Annotated in this window: 13 protein-coding genes and 2 tRNA genes; 8 read left to right on the forward strand and 7 right to left on the reverse strand. The window is 55.5% G+C overall.

From position 1 onward, the window contains the following. Positions 1–18: 18 nt before the first annotated feature. Genes SP68_RS08805 through purB form a run of 3 tightly spaced genes read right to left on the reverse strand, consistent with a single transcriptional unit; the run spans position 19 to position 3,119 of the window. The gene (locus SP68_RS08805; protein ID WP_040968695.1) at positions 19–1,203 is read right to left on the reverse strand and encodes an amidohydrolase; all 1,185 of its coding nucleotides are present in this window, start codon (positions 1,201–1,203) and stop codon (positions 19–21) included. After that, a complete protein-coding gene (locus tag SP68_RS08810) occupies positions 1,204–1,740 on the reverse strand; it encodes a GNAT family N-acetyltransferase (RefSeq protein WP_040968694.1) in 537 nt (178 codons plus the stop codon). It lies immediately after the preceding gene. Beyond that, positions 1,737–3,119 (reverse strand): adenylosuccinate lyase, encoded by a 1,383-nt coding sequence (purB, locus tag SP68_RS08815; protein WP_012967652.1) that lies wholly within the window; start codon positions 3,117–3,119, stop codon positions 1,737–1,739. Before purB ends, SP68_RS08810 begins: the two co-directional genes overlap by 4 nt. Before the next feature lie 365 nt (positions 3,120–3,484). On the opposite strand from purB, the gene SP68_RS08820 reads away from it, so the two are divergent. From SP68_RS08820 to SP68_RS08830, 3 genes are read left to right on the forward strand one after another with little or no spacing between them, the layout of a single operon-like run. Beyond that, positions 3,485–4,570: an iron-containing alcohol dehydrogenase family protein gene (locus tag SP68_RS08820; RefSeq protein ID WP_032754772.1), complete on the forward strand. Its 1,086-nt coding sequence runs from the start codon at positions 3,485–3,487 to the stop codon at positions 4,568–4,570. Positions 4,571–4,574: 4 nt separating this feature from the next. Beyond that, positions 4,575–5,906 (forward strand): LLM class flavin-dependent oxidoreductase, encoded by a 1,332-nt coding sequence (locus SP68_RS08825; protein WP_040968693.1) that lies wholly within the window; start codon positions 4,575–4,577, stop codon positions 5,904–5,906. 21 nt (positions 5,907–5,927) lie between these two features. Further along, positions 5,928–7,139 carry an aminotransferase class I/II-fold pyridoxal phosphate-dependent enzyme gene (locus SP68_RS08830; protein WP_040968692.1) on the forward strand — a complete coding sequence of 404 codons (1,212 nt, stop codon included), beginning with the start codon at positions 5,928–5,930 and terminating at the stop codon, positions 7,137–7,139. Positions 7,140–7,376: 237 nt separating this feature from the next. Here SP68_RS08830 and SP68_RS08835 read toward each other — a convergent pair. Together SP68_RS08835 and mtfA are read right to left on the reverse strand one after the other, a co-directional pair. After that, a tRNA-Asn gene (locus SP68_RS08835) sits at positions 7,377–7,452 on the reverse strand. 100 nt (positions 7,453–7,552) lie between these two features. Beyond that, positions 7,553–8,353 (reverse strand): DgsA anti-repressor MtfA, encoded by an 801-nt coding sequence (gene mtfA, locus SP68_RS08840; RefSeq protein WP_008804199.1) that lies wholly within the window; start codon positions 8,351–8,353, stop codon positions 7,553–7,555. A gap of 90 nt (positions 8,354–8,443) precedes the next feature. Between mtfA and SP68_RS08845 the strand changes: the two genes are divergently transcribed. Then, a tRNA-Ser gene (locus tag SP68_RS08845) sits at positions 8,444–8,533 on the forward strand. Between the two features lie 274 nt (positions 8,534–8,807). Here the strand turns inward: SP68_RS08845 and ompC are convergent. Continuing rightward, the gene (gene ompC, locus SP68_RS08850) at positions 8,808–9,953 is read right to left on the reverse strand and encodes a porin OmpC (RefSeq protein WP_008804200.1); all 1,146 of its coding nucleotides are present in this window, start codon (positions 9,951–9,953) and stop codon (positions 8,808–8,810) included. 539 nt (positions 9,954–10,492) lie between these two features. Between ompC and drpB the strand changes: the two genes are divergently transcribed. The 4 genes from drpB (at position 10,493) to SP68_RS08870 (ending at position 13,476) form a co-directional block, all read left to right on the forward strand. Next, positions 10,493–10,774, forward strand: coding sequence for a cell division protein DrpB (gene drpB, locus SP68_RS08855; protein ID WP_008804201.1), 282 nt, complete (start codon positions 10,493–10,495; stop codon positions 10,772–10,774). 42 nt (positions 10,775–10,816) lie between these two features. Then, positions 10,817–11,524 carry a phosphohydrolase gene (locus SP68_RS08860; RefSeq protein ID WP_022065155.1) on the forward strand — a complete coding sequence of 236 codons (708 nt, stop codon included), beginning with the start codon at positions 10,817–10,819 and terminating at the stop codon, positions 11,522–11,524. A 76-nt stretch (positions 11,525–11,600) separates the two neighbouring features. Continuing rightward, positions 11,601–13,001, forward strand: coding sequence for a DNA cytosine methyltransferase (locus SP68_RS08865; protein ID WP_022065154.1), 1,401 nt, complete (start codon positions 11,601–11,603; stop codon positions 12,999–13,001). Next, positions 12,982–13,476 (forward strand): very short patch repair endonuclease, encoded by a 495-nt coding sequence (locus SP68_RS08870; RefSeq protein WP_012967659.1) that lies wholly within the window; start codon positions 12,982–12,984, stop codon positions 13,474–13,476. Before SP68_RS08865 ends, SP68_RS08870 begins: the two co-directional genes overlap by 20 nt. On the opposite strand, the gene yedA is transcribed toward SP68_RS08870, so the two are convergent. Continuing rightward, positions 13,451–14,362 (reverse strand): drug/metabolite exporter YedA, encoded by a 912-nt coding sequence (yedA, locus tag SP68_RS08875; RefSeq protein WP_008804205.1) that lies wholly within the window; start codon positions 14,360–14,362, stop codon positions 13,451–13,453. The genes SP68_RS08870 and yedA overlap by 26 nt on opposite strands. Positions 14,363–14,458 lie beyond the last annotated feature (96 nt).

Raw genomic sequence — 14,458 nt, forward strand, 5'->3', positions numbered from 1 at the left:
CGGTGCCTGCTTGTCGATTCATGCGCTTTTATCCTTGCTGTTTATTTCCGCACTGAGAGTGCGCAGCGCTTGTACCGCCAGTTGCGACAGGTAATGTGCAGTCGGAAACAGGGCGCGATCGTCAACGCGAAATTGTGGATGGTGCAGCGCGTAAGGGCCTCCGGAGCCGATCATGATGAATGCGCCGGGCAATTTTTGCTGATAGAACGCGAAGTCCTCCCCTATCGGGCTGGCTTCAACGCGACGGGCTTCAAAGCCGGAGCCTTCACCGTGCGCCAGCGCGAAATCCACCCATTTAGCCGTATTGACCACTGACGGCGGGCCTGGCTGCCAGTCGAGGCTGATGTCGGTATCAAATGCCGCAGCGATACCCGTAAGAACCTGCCGCAAACGGCGTTCGATCAGTTCCCGTGTGTCCTGATTAAAGGTGCGGACGGTGCCTTCCAGCCAGGCGGAATCCGGGATCACATTCCAGGTGCTCCCGCTGTGAACCTGGGTGATAGAAACCACCGCGTTGTGTGCGGACGGCACGTTGCGGGCGATCAGGGTTTGCAGCGCGGAAATCACCTGTCCGGCGATAATAATCGGGTCGTTGCTTTCGTGTGGACGCGCCGCGTGGCTGCCGGTACCGGAGATGGCGATCGCAAAGCGATCCACGCCGGCGGTTAATGCGCCGTCTTTGCTGCCGATAACGCCAACCGGCAAAGAGGGATCGTTATGAATGCCGAAAATGACGGCAGCGTTATCGAGCGCGCCGGTGCTAATCAGCGTCGGCGCACCGTGACCGGTTTCTTCCGCCGCCTGAAACAGAATGCGCACCGTGCCGGAAAGCGAATCTTCCTGCGCTTTCAGCAAAATCGCCGCGCCAAGTGCCGCCGAGGTGTGGAAATCGTGGCCGCAGGCGTGCATCACTCCGGGATTTTGCGAGGTGTAATCCACAGCGGATTTTTCTTCAATCGGCAGGGCATCGATATCAGAACGTAGCACCACCAGTTCGCCGGGATTGATGCCGCCAATTTCTGCCACCAGACCAGTTTTGAGCGGCAAATCTATCACGCGGATTTGATACTTCTCCAGTACCGCCCGGATACTGGCGGTGGTGTTAAATTCGTCGTTGGACAGCTCCGGATGGCGGTGCAGGTGGTGGCGAAAATCCTGAATAAACGCCGCCAGTGGCTGATGTTCCTGCGTGATATCTAACATTTAAACTCCTGTAGGTGGCTGACGTTCCAGCCAGCGGGCGTGGCTTTTTTCATCGAGAATTTTTTTCAGGTACAGCGTGATATGTCCTTTGCCGAGGTCTCTTTCAAAAACCGGCTGAAAACCCAGTTTTAGGTACATATCGCGCAGCCACGGATGGCTGGTGGCGGTACCGAGTGAGTAAGCCGGGGCTTTCAGTTCGCGGATCAGAATGTTGTCTTCCAGCCAGCCCAACAGTTTTTTGCCGAGGCTCTGACCGGCGTAATCTGGATGCGTGCCAAACCAGCCAATATGCGGCAGGCCCAAAGGGCCCGGCATTGCGCCCCACGGGAAGCGCAGGGTAACCGAAGCCGCCATCCGCTGGTCATCAAAGAGCGCAAATACCGCATGATCGTCGAGGTGTTGTGTCACGCGTACCAGATCGGCGGTGGCAGCATCAAACTGAATCCCGAGCGCTTTGATTGGCGCGTAGGCGGCCAGCATCAGTGCCAGATAATCGTGTTTATCATCCAGCGTCAGCCGCCTGAAATGTTGTGTCATAACCCAGATCCCTCAGGAGAAGTCAGATGACCGGACTGCTCGGCAAAGCGGATGACGTCATCGACTTTTTGCGCGGCGCAGCCGGTGTAATGAGCCGGATCTAACCAGTGGTCAAGATCCCGTTCAGTAATACAGGCCGCCAACACCGGATGCGCAAGCAGAACGGTTTTAAAAGCGTGTCGTTTTTCAAACGCCTGCATGGCGCATTCATAAACCAGATGATGCGCGGTTTGTTTACCGAGTTTTTTACCGACCTCAAACATCACTTTTTCGGACAGCAGCAGGCCGTCCTGCATTTGCAAATTCGCAAGCATGCGTGCTTTATTGACCGTCAGGCCGGAGAGAATCGACTGAGCATTTTGCAGCTGTGCAGAGAGATAAATCGAGATTTCCGGCAGGGCGAGCCACTCGGCGCGCCAGCTCATCGCATCACGTTCATGCTCCACGTGCATCGACTGATAAATCAGTGATGCGCTGTGCAACAGCGGCTGTGTCAGGCTGGCAAGACCTTCGAGGGCCGCGGGATTGCGTTTGTGCGGCATGGTGGTGGAGCCGATTTTCCCGCTGCTGAACGGCTCTTCGACTTCATTAATTTCGGTGCGCATCAGGTTGTAAAGTTCGTTGCCGATTTTGCCCAGAGTGCCGCTGATCAGCACCGCCACCGAGGCGTATTCTGAAAAGCGGTCACGCGCAGCCTGCCAGCCGATATTCGGCGTACTGAGGTTCAGGCGCGCCAGTGTGCGGCGTTCTACCTCCGGACCCACTTCGCCAAGCGCAGCGTAGGTACTGATCGCGCCGCTGATATTACCGGTCAGCAGACGCGGCGTGATGGCGGCAAGACGGTCGAGATGACGGATAAACTCATCCAGCCAGACGGCGACTTTAAAGCCAAACGTGGTGGGCAACGCCTGCATACCGTGGGTGCGGCCTGTCATCAGCGTGTACTGATGCTCACGCGCCAGCGCTTTCAGCTCATTCGCCACGGCGGTGCTGTCACGGACGATCACTTTCAGAGTTTGTGCCAGCTGTAAAACGGTGGCGGTATCGATGATATCCTGCGTGGTTGCGCCGTAATGAATGTATTCCCCTGCGTCACCGCATTGCTGTTGCAATGCGGTGAGCACCGGCATCAGAGAATGTTTCATCTGCGCGCCGGAGGCGGCGATGTCCTTAATATTCAGCTGGCTGGCATTGGCCAGCTCCGCAATGCTCAGCGCAGCCTGTTGCGGAATCACACCCAGCTCACCTTCGGCCAATGCCAGCGCAACTTCGACATTAATTTGCTGTGTCAGGCGATTTTGCTCTGACCAGATTTCCCGCATTTCGGGTGTGCCAAAATTGTTGCCAAGTAAAAGAAAATCTATCGGATGTGAGGACATAATACTCTCGTCTTATATAAGGGATAATTAACGTTGTTTTAAGATCGTCATTAAAAACACGATATCGAAATGGCGTATCAGGTATGGGATGATGCCAGATGCTTCTGTTTTCATTGCGTTAAATTAGCCCTGTCTGACACTATCATTTCTTTGATCCAGCACAGCATGCAAGGGGTTTATAGGCTATAGCAAAAATCAATCTATGCTATTGAGAATAAGTTAATAAGGATCCCCACTTAGCACTTTGTTAATTTTTTCAATTCTCGTAGGATGCTTTTAATAACACTTGAATATATCCCATATCAAATTCCTGTTTAATTACGGGGAGTTTCTCTTTAACCAGACGACAAATACAGGGCATCGATGTGTTCGCCATAAAATCACCGCAGACCTATCATCATCAGCCCGGCCTGCTTTCACGCACCGGTGAGCTACTTGCCGTTCATTCCTCCGATGTCGCGATCATCACCAGCCCGAAAGCGTGGCGGGCGGTGAATCCGCAACTGGAAACCAGCCTGGAGGCAGCCGGTATTCGCTGGCAGGTCAATTTTCTCACCACGGAATGTACCGATGCGGCTATCGAAACCCATCTGAACAGCGTGCGGGAACAAAACGCCACGCTGGTACTGGGCATTGGCGGTGGGCGGGTGCTTGATTGTGCCAAAGCGGTGGCGAATCTGCTGTCCCACGTCGGGCTGGTGACCATACCGACCGTTGCCGCGACCTGTGCCGCCTGGTCGCCGGTCAGCATTATTTATAATGAGCTCGGCGGGCATGTGCGCAGCCAGCCGTTGTCGCGTATGCCGCTGATGCTGCTGGTCGACACGAATGTGATTGCGCAAAACGATGTGCGTTATCTCAAAGCGGGCATCGTGGATGCGCTGGCGAAATGGTACGAATTCCGCCCGTATAAACAGAAAAGCGACGACAGTCTGGCGCTGAACCTGAAAGTTCAGGCAGCAAAACTGGCGGTGGACGTCTTTGAACAATACGGCGCTCAGGCGGTGCAGGACAACGCCCGCCATGAAGTCACACCGGCGCTGATGAAAGTTATCGACGCCAATATCGCGGTGGCAGGTATGGCTAACAGCATGCGCGATGAAACCCCTGCGCCGGGCGTGGCGCACGCGATCCATAACCGTTTCACCCATCAGCCGGAATTGCATGACTGGCTGCACGGCGAGAAAGTGGGTTTCGGGTTGCTGGTGCAGTCCCTGTTGGAAAGCGATGACGGCCAGCCCGAGGTGCAGTTGCTGTCGTTGTTACGTGAATATGACGCGCCACTGTCATTGCCGCCATTGAATGGTGACCGGGAGGCGATCATCGCGGCCATTGCCCGCGAAGTAAAATTCTCCGCCGAAAATGCCGCCCGTTTACCGTTTCCAATAGCAGCGGAAAATATCGAAAAAGCCCTGCGGAAAACCGAAACTGACTATTATTCACAGGGATAACGCCATGACCTCTGATTCATCTTCTGCAAAAAACACACGTCAATTGCGTCTTGGTCTGTTTGTACAGCCGCTCGGGCATCACGTCAGTGGCTGGCGCTTAACTGAAAACCTTGGTTCGCCGACCGACATCGACTGGCTGACGGGGATCGCCAAAAAAGCCGAAGAGGGCAAGTTCGATATGTTCTTCGTCGGCGATGCTCTGGCGACCAGCGTCTACCGGTTGCCGTCCACCATGGCGCGGCTTGAGCCGCTGACCTTGCTGTCGGCGCTGGCAGTGCAAACACGCTATATCGGGCTGGCCGCCACGGCTTCAACGACATTCAGCGATCCGTTTAATCTGGCACGCAGCTTTTCTTCTCTTGATCACATCAGCCACGGCCGCGCGGCGTGGAACGTAGTGACGTCGTTTTCCACTGACGTGGCGCGCAATTTCAGCCGCGACGATATGCCCACGCATGCCGAACGTTATGCCGTGGCGCATGAGTTTCTCGAGGCGACATTCAAACTGTGGGAAGGCTGGCAGGAGGGGGCGGTGCAGCCGGACAAGGCCAGCGGCCAGTATTTCGTGAACGAGAAAATCCAGCCGGTGAATCATCAGGGCAAGTATTTTCAGGTACAGGGTCCGCTGAATATCACTCGTTCGCCGCAGGGGCGTCCGGTCATTATTGAAGCCGGTTCTTCTGCTGACGGCCAGAAACTGGCGGCGGCCACGGCTGAAGTCGTGTTTACTGCGGCCGCCACGCTGGAAGAAGCGCAAACGTTTTACCGTGCGCAGAAACAACAGGTGATAGAGGCTGGACGTAATCCAGATCACGTGCTGATTTTGCCAGGCGTAATGCCCATCGTGGGGCGCACGCTGGAAGAAGCGCATGAAACCTGGCGTGAACTGAATTCGCTGGTGGATATTGATAACGGCATCCGCCAGCTTTCCACCCGTTTTAATATGGATCTGAGTGCGTTTCCACTCGATGGACCGGTGCCGGATGTGCCTGCTGGTGAAGGTAATCAGAGCCGAGTGAAACTGCTGACCGATCTGGCGTATCGCGAAAATCTGACCCTGCGTGAACTGGCCGCGATTGCTGCCGGTTCGCGTGGGCACCGGGTACTGGTCGGTACGGCGGACGTTATCGCCGATGATTTCCAGCACTGGCTTGAAGAAGGCGGGGCAGACGGTTTCAACATCATGCCGGCGGTGATGCCGGAACAGCTTTCGCTGTTTGTTGAGCTGGTGATCCCCGAATTGCGCCGTCGCGGGTTATTCCGTGAAGAATATGAATTCAGCACGCTGCGTGAAAACCTTGGTCTGCCTGAGCCTGACTTTAACCGCCCGTCTTAACTTTAGCGTTGGAACATTACGATGACGATTTCTTTGTCAGACCGCGTTCAGCGCGTGTCACTTTCCGCCAATGCAGCGGCGAAACAGCGCACCAATGACCTGAAAAAAGCTGGGGTGGATATTTTGGATCTCACCACCGGTGAGCCGGATTTTGATACGCCCGCTCACATTAAACAGGCGGCATACGAGGCGATTGCGGGTGGTGAAACCAAATACACGCCGACGCCGGGCATTCCAGCGCTGCGTGAGGCGGTGCGACAGAAATTGCAGCGGGAAAACCGGCTGCCATTCGCTGTTGCCGACATTATGATTGCCAACGGTGCCAAGCAGGTCATTTTCAATGCCTTTGCCGCTACGCTCAATGATGGCGACGAAGTGATTGTGCCGGTTCCGTACTGGCCGACATTTCCGGACAGCGTGCGTTTTAACGGTGGCACACCGGTTTTGGTTGAATGTCATCTGGAGCAGGGCTACAAACTGACGCCGGAACAGCTGGCCGCCAGTATTACGCCGCGCACCCGCTGGCTGGTGCTCAATCATCCAGGTAATCCGAGTGGCGCGGTATATTCCGCCGCGGAATTGCAGGCGCTGGCCGCCGTCCTGCGCGGACATCCGCAGGTGCTGGTCATGCTCGATGACTTATATGAGCACATTCTGTTTGATGGCTGTGAACACCAGAATCTGCTCAACGTAGCCCCTGATTTACGGGGGCGCAGTCTGCTGGTGGGCGGTGTATCCAAAACTTATGCGATGACCGGCTGGCGGATTGGTTTCGGTGCCGGGCCACAAGCGCTTATCGCCGCCATGACCGTGGTGCAATCGCAAATCAGTTCCGGTGCCAGTTCGGTGAGTCAGGCGGCTGCGCTGGCAGCCTTTAATGGCGGGCTGGATTTTATTGCGCCACAGGTGGCGGCTTATCAGCAACGGCGCGATGTGATAACCGACATTCTGGCGAATATTGACGGGCTGGAGTTGCGGGTGCCGCAGGGCGGTTTCTTTGTCTTTTGCCGCTGCGCCGGATTAATCGGACGTTACCGGCCAGGCGGGGCGAAAATCGAAAACGAAGCTGACGTGCTGGATTATCTGCTGGAAAACGGCGTGTCCGGCGTTGGCGGCAGCGCATACGGCTTGTCGCCCTATTTTCGATTATCGATTGCCACAGACAACGCCACGGTAGCTGAAGCCGGGCGGCGCATTGCATCGGCCTGCGCGAAACTCAGTCCCGCTGAGTAAACTTAAAAGGTTTTTCGGTTGGCTTGAAACTGCGGAGTTTGGTGTCGCAAAAGACATAGATCACCGTAAAATCGAACTGAAATGACCCAGAATATTGCCTGATGCGGAGGAAGGAATGAAAATGCATCAGGAAAATTTTTCACGCTAACTTGTTGAATCTACATCGTATAAAGATTCGTGAAGAGGCATGGAAATTGAAAAGCAAAAAGCCTGCTCGAAAGCAGGCTTTTTTAAATTTGGCTCCTCTGACTGGACTCGAACCAGTGACATACGGATTAACAGTCCGCCGTTCTACCGACTGAACTACAGAGGAATCGTGTGAACGAGGCGCATACTACTGGCCTCGCATTTTTGTGTCAACACTAAAATTAACTTGCTGATTCAACTGGCTAAATTTAGCCCAAGGCGTTGTTTTAGTGAACAATGCGCCGATTGTCTTCATCCTGCAGGCCATTCTCACGTATCCGCTGCAGCGGATCCTGCTGGTAGAAGTGGCAAAAACGCTGCCACAGGGCGGGGAAGCGGGGCGCGAACAACTCGGGCGCGCTGAAAAAATATTCCGAGAGGACGGCAAAGCACTCCGCGGGGTCGGTGGCGGCATAGGCGTCAATGCTGGCGGCGCTTTCCCCCACCAGGTCTATCTCATCCTGAATATTGTTCATTGCCGCGTGGAGATCGTGCTCCCAGCCGGCAACCTCGCGTAATGGGATAAGCGGCACGCCGCTGGCCCGATCGCCATTCCTCGCATCCAGCTTATGCGCCACCTCGTGCACCACGAGGTTAAAGCCTGACGCATCAAAGGAGTCCTGAATATCCAGCCAGTTCAGCACTACAGGCCCCTGCTGCCAGCTTTGTCCCGATTGCACCACTCGCTGGTTATGGACCAGACCAATATCATCTTCCCATTCATCATCCACGACGAACGGGGCTGGGTAGATCAGCACTTCATGGAAACCGTCCAGCCACTCTATTCCCAGCTCAAGCACTGGCAGACAAAAGAGCAGGGCAATGCGTGCCTGATGCAGCGGGGTGAGCTCCAGCCCCTGCAGCGCCACCAGACGTTTTTGCTGTAAGAAACGGGCAGCCAACTGAGTAAGCTTGCGCTGCTCAGTGGGAGAAAGATGGGCTAAAACCGGAATGGCAAGCGCTTGCTCCCAGGGCATCTCTGCGTTGCCGGACTCATCATCTGCTTTCCAGGGCCATTTAAACATCATATTGCTCGCAAAGTCGTCACTTGAACACGATTACCGAAACGGGAGCTATTAAAATGCCAAAGATCCTGGCATTATAGCAACCACAACAGCGGAGAGATGCCGGAGCGGCTGAACGGACCGGTCTCGAAAACCGGAGTAGGGGCAACTCTACCGGGGGTTCAAATCCCCCTCTCTCCGCCACTTTTCTCTTAATGACCATTCCCTTTCAATCACACCGTTAGCTTCAGGTATAACGCCTGCGCTGGGGTATCGCCATCATCATCGTCCTGGTTTCAGCGTAGAGACGCGGTAGCGCGCTTTATCCTTTTAGGACCTTATCGCCGCTTTTTGCCCGAACGAGCTTAAACGCATCATAAAGAGGGAAGGTACGCCTGGAAAGCGGCAATGTCGAAAAGAGTGATCTCAACGGAGCGGGAACATAAAAAAGCCCGCTGAACGCGGGCTTTGACGGGGATCAGAACTGATAGACCAGGCCGAGGGCGACGATGTCATCGGTCGCGATACCGCTGTTTTTGTAGAAGCGGTCATCTTCATCCAGCAGGTTGATTTTGTAATCCACATAGGTGGACATATTTTTGTTGAAGTAGTAGGTCATGCCCACGTCGACATACTTGACCAGATCCTTGTCGCCGTAGCGAGAATAGGTGTAGAGATCTTTACCCTTCGACTGCAGATAGGCGACAGACGGACGCAGCGGTAAATTAAAGTCGTCAAACTGATACTGCGCGACCACTTCGAAGTTCTGCGTTTTGTTGGCAATCCCACCAAAACTATCGTTGCCGTAGAAGGTCATGTTGCGGGTTTCAGCGTACATGGCGGCCAGATAGATGTTGTTGGCGTCATATTTCGCGCCGACGGTCCAGGCGTCGGCTTTATCGCCATTGGCGTAGCGCTGGCTGCTACGAGCCTCTGCCAGCTGGTTATGGGTACGGTCAGAAGACGAATACGCTGCCCCTACGCTGATCCCCATATCAAGATCGTAGTAGCTGGAGATACCGAAACCGTCGCCATTTTCCCGCGCCAGTTTACGTTTGCCGCCGTTATTAGTGCCTTCGCCAGAACCGGCGTTTTCATTATTACCCTGATACTGCAGGGCGAAATGCAGACCATCGACGAGGCCGAAGAAGTCGCTGTTACGGTAGGTTGCCACGCCGTTGGTACGGCCGGTCATGTAGACGTCGGTCTGGGTGTAGGTATCGCCGCCGAATTCCGGCAGCATATCGGTCCAGGATTCAATGTCGTACACTACGCCGTAGTTACGACCGTAATCCAGTGAGCCGTAGTCGGCAAACTTCAGACCAGCGAAGGCCAGACGGGTCCAGGAGTTTGCGCCTTCTTTTTCAGTGGTATTTGCCTGAATGTTGTATTCCCACTGACCGTAGCCGGTTAACTCGGAAGCGATCTGCGTTTCGCCTTTTATACCAAAGCGAGCATAGGTCTGATCGCCATCCTCTGAAGTGTCGTCAGAGAAGTAGTGCAGGCCGTCGACTTTTCCGTAAAGGTCCAGTTTGTTGCCGTTGTTGTTATAGATTTCCGCGGCATTAACGGCATTGGCCATTAATAATGCCGGTACCATGAGTGCCAGTACTTTTCTTTTCATTATATATTCCCTTTTAATAATAATTTCTATGAATTATGACAATCCCTCCGGAATGACTATCAGATACTAACGACTAAGTTCATTTTTATTTAAAATAAAAGATGTAAATAAATAATGTAAAATATTTCAATTTATTTTCCATTTGGTTCTTTATATTTTTTATGAATGATTTTGAGTGAGGTATTATTTTGTTATATAGCAATAGGATATGGTGTCATTTGATAGATTTTGTTAACTCAATGAAATGGGTTGTATGAATTAACATCAAGGCATCATTCATCACGAAAATTGCTTTTAGGCTGGGAAAAATAGTCAATAGATTATCAATACAACACGCGATCTCCCGCGCCGGAATAAACTTTTCGCATGGGGAGAAGAATAAATAAAACACTCCAGCGCCCGCTCAACGGCAGCATAAGTCGCAGGTTGACGCAGAAGATGGGGATGAAACTGCTGCCTGCTGCGCAGGTTGGCGGTATAATGTGATGCTTGTCACGTTTTGAGTGGCGGTAGTGTGTTGTGTCACGGAGAGGAATGAGATGGAAGAGCAGGCAAAACGTAGCCCCGGAGGGAAGCTCGCGTTATGGGCGTTGTATGCTTTTTGCGGATATTGTGTCTGGGTCATCGTGCGTTACTGGTGGGTGGTCGGAAAAATTCACAGCGTTCCCGGCGCCAGCGTGGAGGGCGATTTGGGAACCACAGCGGGAAAATGGCTTGGCGCGCTGTTGGGGATGTTAGTCCTTGCGGGCATTGGCGCGATCCTCGGGGCGGTTGTCTGGTATACCCGGCCGTCTCGCGGCGAGCGGGATCATCAGCGGTAAAGTTGCTATGCTCGAGGCTGACCTTCACATAAAGGAAAGCCTATGAACCTGGTTGACTGGCAGCAACGATATGAGCACTGGATACTGACGCACCACGCGCAGGATGATGCCGCACACGATCTGTCCCATTTTCGTCGCGTCTGGGCCACGGCTACCCAGTTGGCCGCCGGGGAGGAGGTCGACCGACTGGTACTCCTCACGGCCTGCTATTTTCATGACATCGTCAGCTTGCCGAAGAATCATCCGGAGCGAAGCCGTTCCTCGATGATGGCCGCTGAGAAAACCCTCGCTATTCTACAGTCGTCATTTGCCGATTTTCCCGCGGAGCGTTACGCGGCGGTCAGCCATGCCATTGAGGCGCACAGCTTCAGCGCGGCGATCCCGCCGCGCACGCTGGAGGCGAAAATCGTCCAGGATGCCGACCGTCTTGAGTCGCTGGGGGCGATTGGTCTGGCGCGCGTCTTCGCCGTCGCCGGCGCCCTGAATACCATCTTGTTTGATGCTGAAGATCCATTTGCTGACCGGCGGGCGCTGGATGACCGCCAATATGCCCTCGATCATTTCCAGTGCAAACTCCTGCGCCTGCCGGAGACCATGCAGACGGCCAGAGGAAAAGAGATGGCGCAGCACAATGCCCGCTTCCTCGTCGAATTTATGGCCAAGCTTAGCGCGGAGCTGCAGGGGGAGCCGCTGGCGCTGGATGAAGCGGTTTTACGCCGCTTTGCACCGCAGGCGTCAACCGACCGGTGATTTATGGTACTCTCTGCAAAAATCGTCCGCGCTGGTTGAGGATATGCCGCAAAAGTTAATTGAGGAAAACAGGTCGTTGCCGCTGGCTGAGCAGGCCGGGGAAGAGGCTCAGGCGCTGCTGCGTCAGCTGATGACGATCTATGATGTGAAAACGCTGGTCGCCGAACTGGTAAGCGTCGGCGAACAGCACTGGAGCGCGGCGATCCTCAAGCGCGTGGCGGCGCTCTCCCGCGCGGCGGGGCGTTTGCGTCCGCAGGAGATCGCCCATCTGGCGACGCTGCTGCCGGCGCCGCCAGCTCATCACCCGCATTATGCGTTCCGCTTTGTCGATTTGTTTGCCGGTATCGGCGGGATCCGCAACGGTTTTGAAGCCATCGGCGGGCAGTGCGTCTTTACCAGCGAGTGGAACAAGCACGCGGTGCGTACCTACAAGGCCAACTGGTACTGTGATCCGCAACTGCATCGTTTTAATGAAGATATCCGCGATGTCACGCTCAGCCACCGCCCCGATGTCAGCGATGAAGAAGCGGCGCAGCATATCCGCGAGACGATTCCTCAGCATGATGTCTTACTGGCTGGCTTTCCCTGCCAGCCTTTCTCACTCGCCGGCGTCTCCAAAAAAAATGCCATGGGGCGCGCGCACGGCTTTGCCTGCGAAACCCAGGGGACGCTGTTTTTTGATGTCGTGAGAATTATCGCCGCGCGTCAGCCGGCGATTTTTGTGCTGGAGAATGTCAAAAACCTCAAAAGCCACGATCAGGGGCGCACCTTCCGCATCATCATGCAGACGCTGGATGAGCTGGGGTATGAGGTGGCCGATGCCGGGCATACCGGGCCGGATGACCCTAAGGTCATCGACGGGCGCCATTTCTTACCACAGCACCGGGAGCGCATCGTGCTGGTGGGTTTCCGCCGCGACCTGCAGCTGCATGAAGGATTTACGCTGCGCGATATCGCTGCGCTCTATCCGGCGGTGCGGCCGACGTTTGGCGAGCTGCTGGAGCCGACGGTGGATGCCAAATTTATCCTTACGCCGGTGTTGTGGAAATATCTCTATCGTTATGCCCGCAAGCATCAGGCGCGGGGTAATGGCTTTGGTTATGGCCTGGTAGACCCCGGTAATCCCCACAGCGTGGCTCGAACACTCTCTGCCCGCTACTATAAAGACGGTGCCGAAATTCTCGTCGACCGCGGCTGGGACCGGCCGTTGGGCGAGCAGCATTTTGACGATCCACAGAACCAAGAGCGGCGGCCTCGCCGGTTGACGCCGCGCGAATGCGCCCGGCTGATGGGCTTTGAATCGCCCCAGGGTTCACGGTTCCGCATTCCAGTGTCGGATACCCAGGCCTATCGTCAGTTCGGCAACTCGGTGGTGGTTCCGGTCTTCGCCGCGGTGGCGAAGCTCCTGGCGCCGCGTATCGCCCAGGCGGTGGCGCGTCGCGAAGCGGATGATAACGATGGCGGATGTTCACGATAAAGCCACGCGCAGTAAAAATATGCGGGCTATCGCCACGCGCGATACGGCGATTGAAAAGCGGATAGCGACGCTGCTGACCGGGGCGGGATTCACCTTTGTCGCCCAGGATCGCGCGCTGCCAGGACGCCCCGATTTCGCCTTACCCGACTACCGCTGCGTTATCTTTACTCACGGCTGTTTCTGGCATCACCATGACTGTTATCTGTTTAAGGTGCCGGCCACCCGGACGGCTTTCTGGCTGGATAAAATCGCTGGCAACGTGGCGCGTGACGCCCGCGACCGGCAACAGCTGGCTGAGCAGGGCTGGCGGGTGCTTATCATCTGGGAATGCGCCCTGCGCGGCCGGTTGAAACTAAATGATGAGGCGCTCACCGAGCGTCTGGAAGAGTGGATCTGCGGCGCCGGGCACGACGCGCAGATCGATACGCAGGGGATCCGCGAGCTGGCGTTTACTTCGCCGCCTTGCAAGGAGTAGCTTCGCTGCGGGCGGGGAAGAGATATTTTCCCAGCGTCACCAGCACTACGGCGAAAATAATCACTGCCAGCGCCAGCCATTCAATGAGCGACAGGCTTTCACCGCCAAACCCGGTACCGAGCAAGACGGCCACCACCGGGTTAACATAGGCATAGCTGGTGGCTACCGCCGGGGTGACGTTGCGGATCAAAAACATGTAGGCGTTGATGGCGATTAGCGAGCCAAAGATAGCCAGGTAGGCCAGGGCGGCGATCCCGGACCACGAGGGGACATGGGTTAACGTCTCACCGGTCAGCCATGACGAGACCAGCAGGACGATCCCGGCGGCGAGCATCTCGATAGCCCCCGCCATCATGCCGGTCGGCAGCTCAATCCGCGACCCGTAAACCGAGCCGAACGCCCAGCTTAGCGAACCAATCAGGATCAGCAGTGCGCCCCAGGGGTTGCCGTTCAGGTTGCCACCGCTGTTGAGCATGACGATACCTGCCAGGCCAATGGCAATGCCCAGCCACTCCAGTTTACGGGTGGCGATGCCGAAAAAGCGGCTGAAACATAGCGTGAACAGCGGCACGGTGGCGACCATCACCGCCGCGATCCCTGACGGAACGTGCTGATGTTCGGCGAGAGTGACGAAGCCGTTGCCGACGGCAAGCAGCAAGACCCCGATCAGCGCGGCGTTAAGCAGCGGCCGGCGGGCTGGCAGCTTATGGCCGGTGGCCAGCAGCCAGCCCAGCAGTAGCACGCCGGCAGAGAGAAAGCGAATACCGGCCATCATCAGCGGCGGCCAGCTGGCGACGCCGACGGCGATGGCAAAATAGGTAGAGCCCCAAATGATATACAGCGCAAACAGCGCCCCGATAAGCGGTAACAGCTGACGGGTAGACATACTTCCTCACGACGGTGCAGAGATAGAAAGGGGACATATAGTAAACGTGAAAACTATCGCGCTGGCGAGCGCTTAATTTGCCCGAGTTTGTTAAAT

It is taken from the genome of Klebsiella variicola (assembly GCF_000828055.2).
GTDB lineage: Bacteria > Pseudomonadota > Gammaproteobacteria > Enterobacterales > Enterobacteriaceae > Klebsiella > Klebsiella variicola.

Bases quoted from the DNA above. Each gene is read 5' to 3' on its own strand.
- mtfA (WP_008804199.1), bottom strand. From the start codon at position 8,353: ATGATGTTTAAATGGCCCTGGAAAGCAGATGATGAGTCCGGCAACGCA.
- SP68_RS08825 (WP_040968693.1), top strand. From the start codon at position 4,575: ATGACCTCTGATTCATCTTCTGCAAAAAACACACGTCAATTGCGTCTT.
- drpB (WP_008804201.1), top strand. From the start codon at position 10,493: ATGGAAGAGCAGGCAAAACGTAGCCCCGGAGGGAAGCTCGCGTTATGG.
- SP68_RS08870 (WP_012967659.1), top strand. From the start codon at position 12,982: ATGGCGGATGTTCACGATAAAGCCACGCGCAGTAAAAATATGCGGGCT.
- ompC (WP_008804200.1), bottom strand. From the start codon at position 9,953: ATGAAAAGAAAAGTACTGGCACTCATGGTACCGGCATTATTAATGGCC.
- yedA (WP_008804205.1), bottom strand. From the start codon at position 14,362: ATGTCTACCCGTCAGCTGTTACCGCTTATCGGGGCGCTGTTTGCGCTG.
- SP68_RS08810 (WP_040968694.1), bottom strand. From the start codon at position 1,740: ATGACACAACATTTCAGGCGGCTGACGCTGGATGATAAACACGATTAT.
- SP68_RS08860 (WP_022065155.1), top strand. From the start codon at position 10,817: ATGAACCTGGTTGACTGGCAGCAACGATATGAGCACTGGATACTGACG.
- SP68_RS08830 (WP_040968692.1), top strand. From the start codon at position 5,928: ATGACGATTTCTTTGTCAGACCGCGTTCAGCGCGTGTCACTTTCCGCC.
- purB (WP_012967652.1), bottom strand. From the start codon at position 3,119: ATGTCCTCACATCCGATAGATTTTCTTTTACTTGGCAACAATTTTGGC.
- SP68_RS08805 (WP_040968695.1), bottom strand. From the start codon at position 1,203: ATGTTAGATATCACGCAGGAACATCAGCCACTGGCGGCGTTTATTCAG.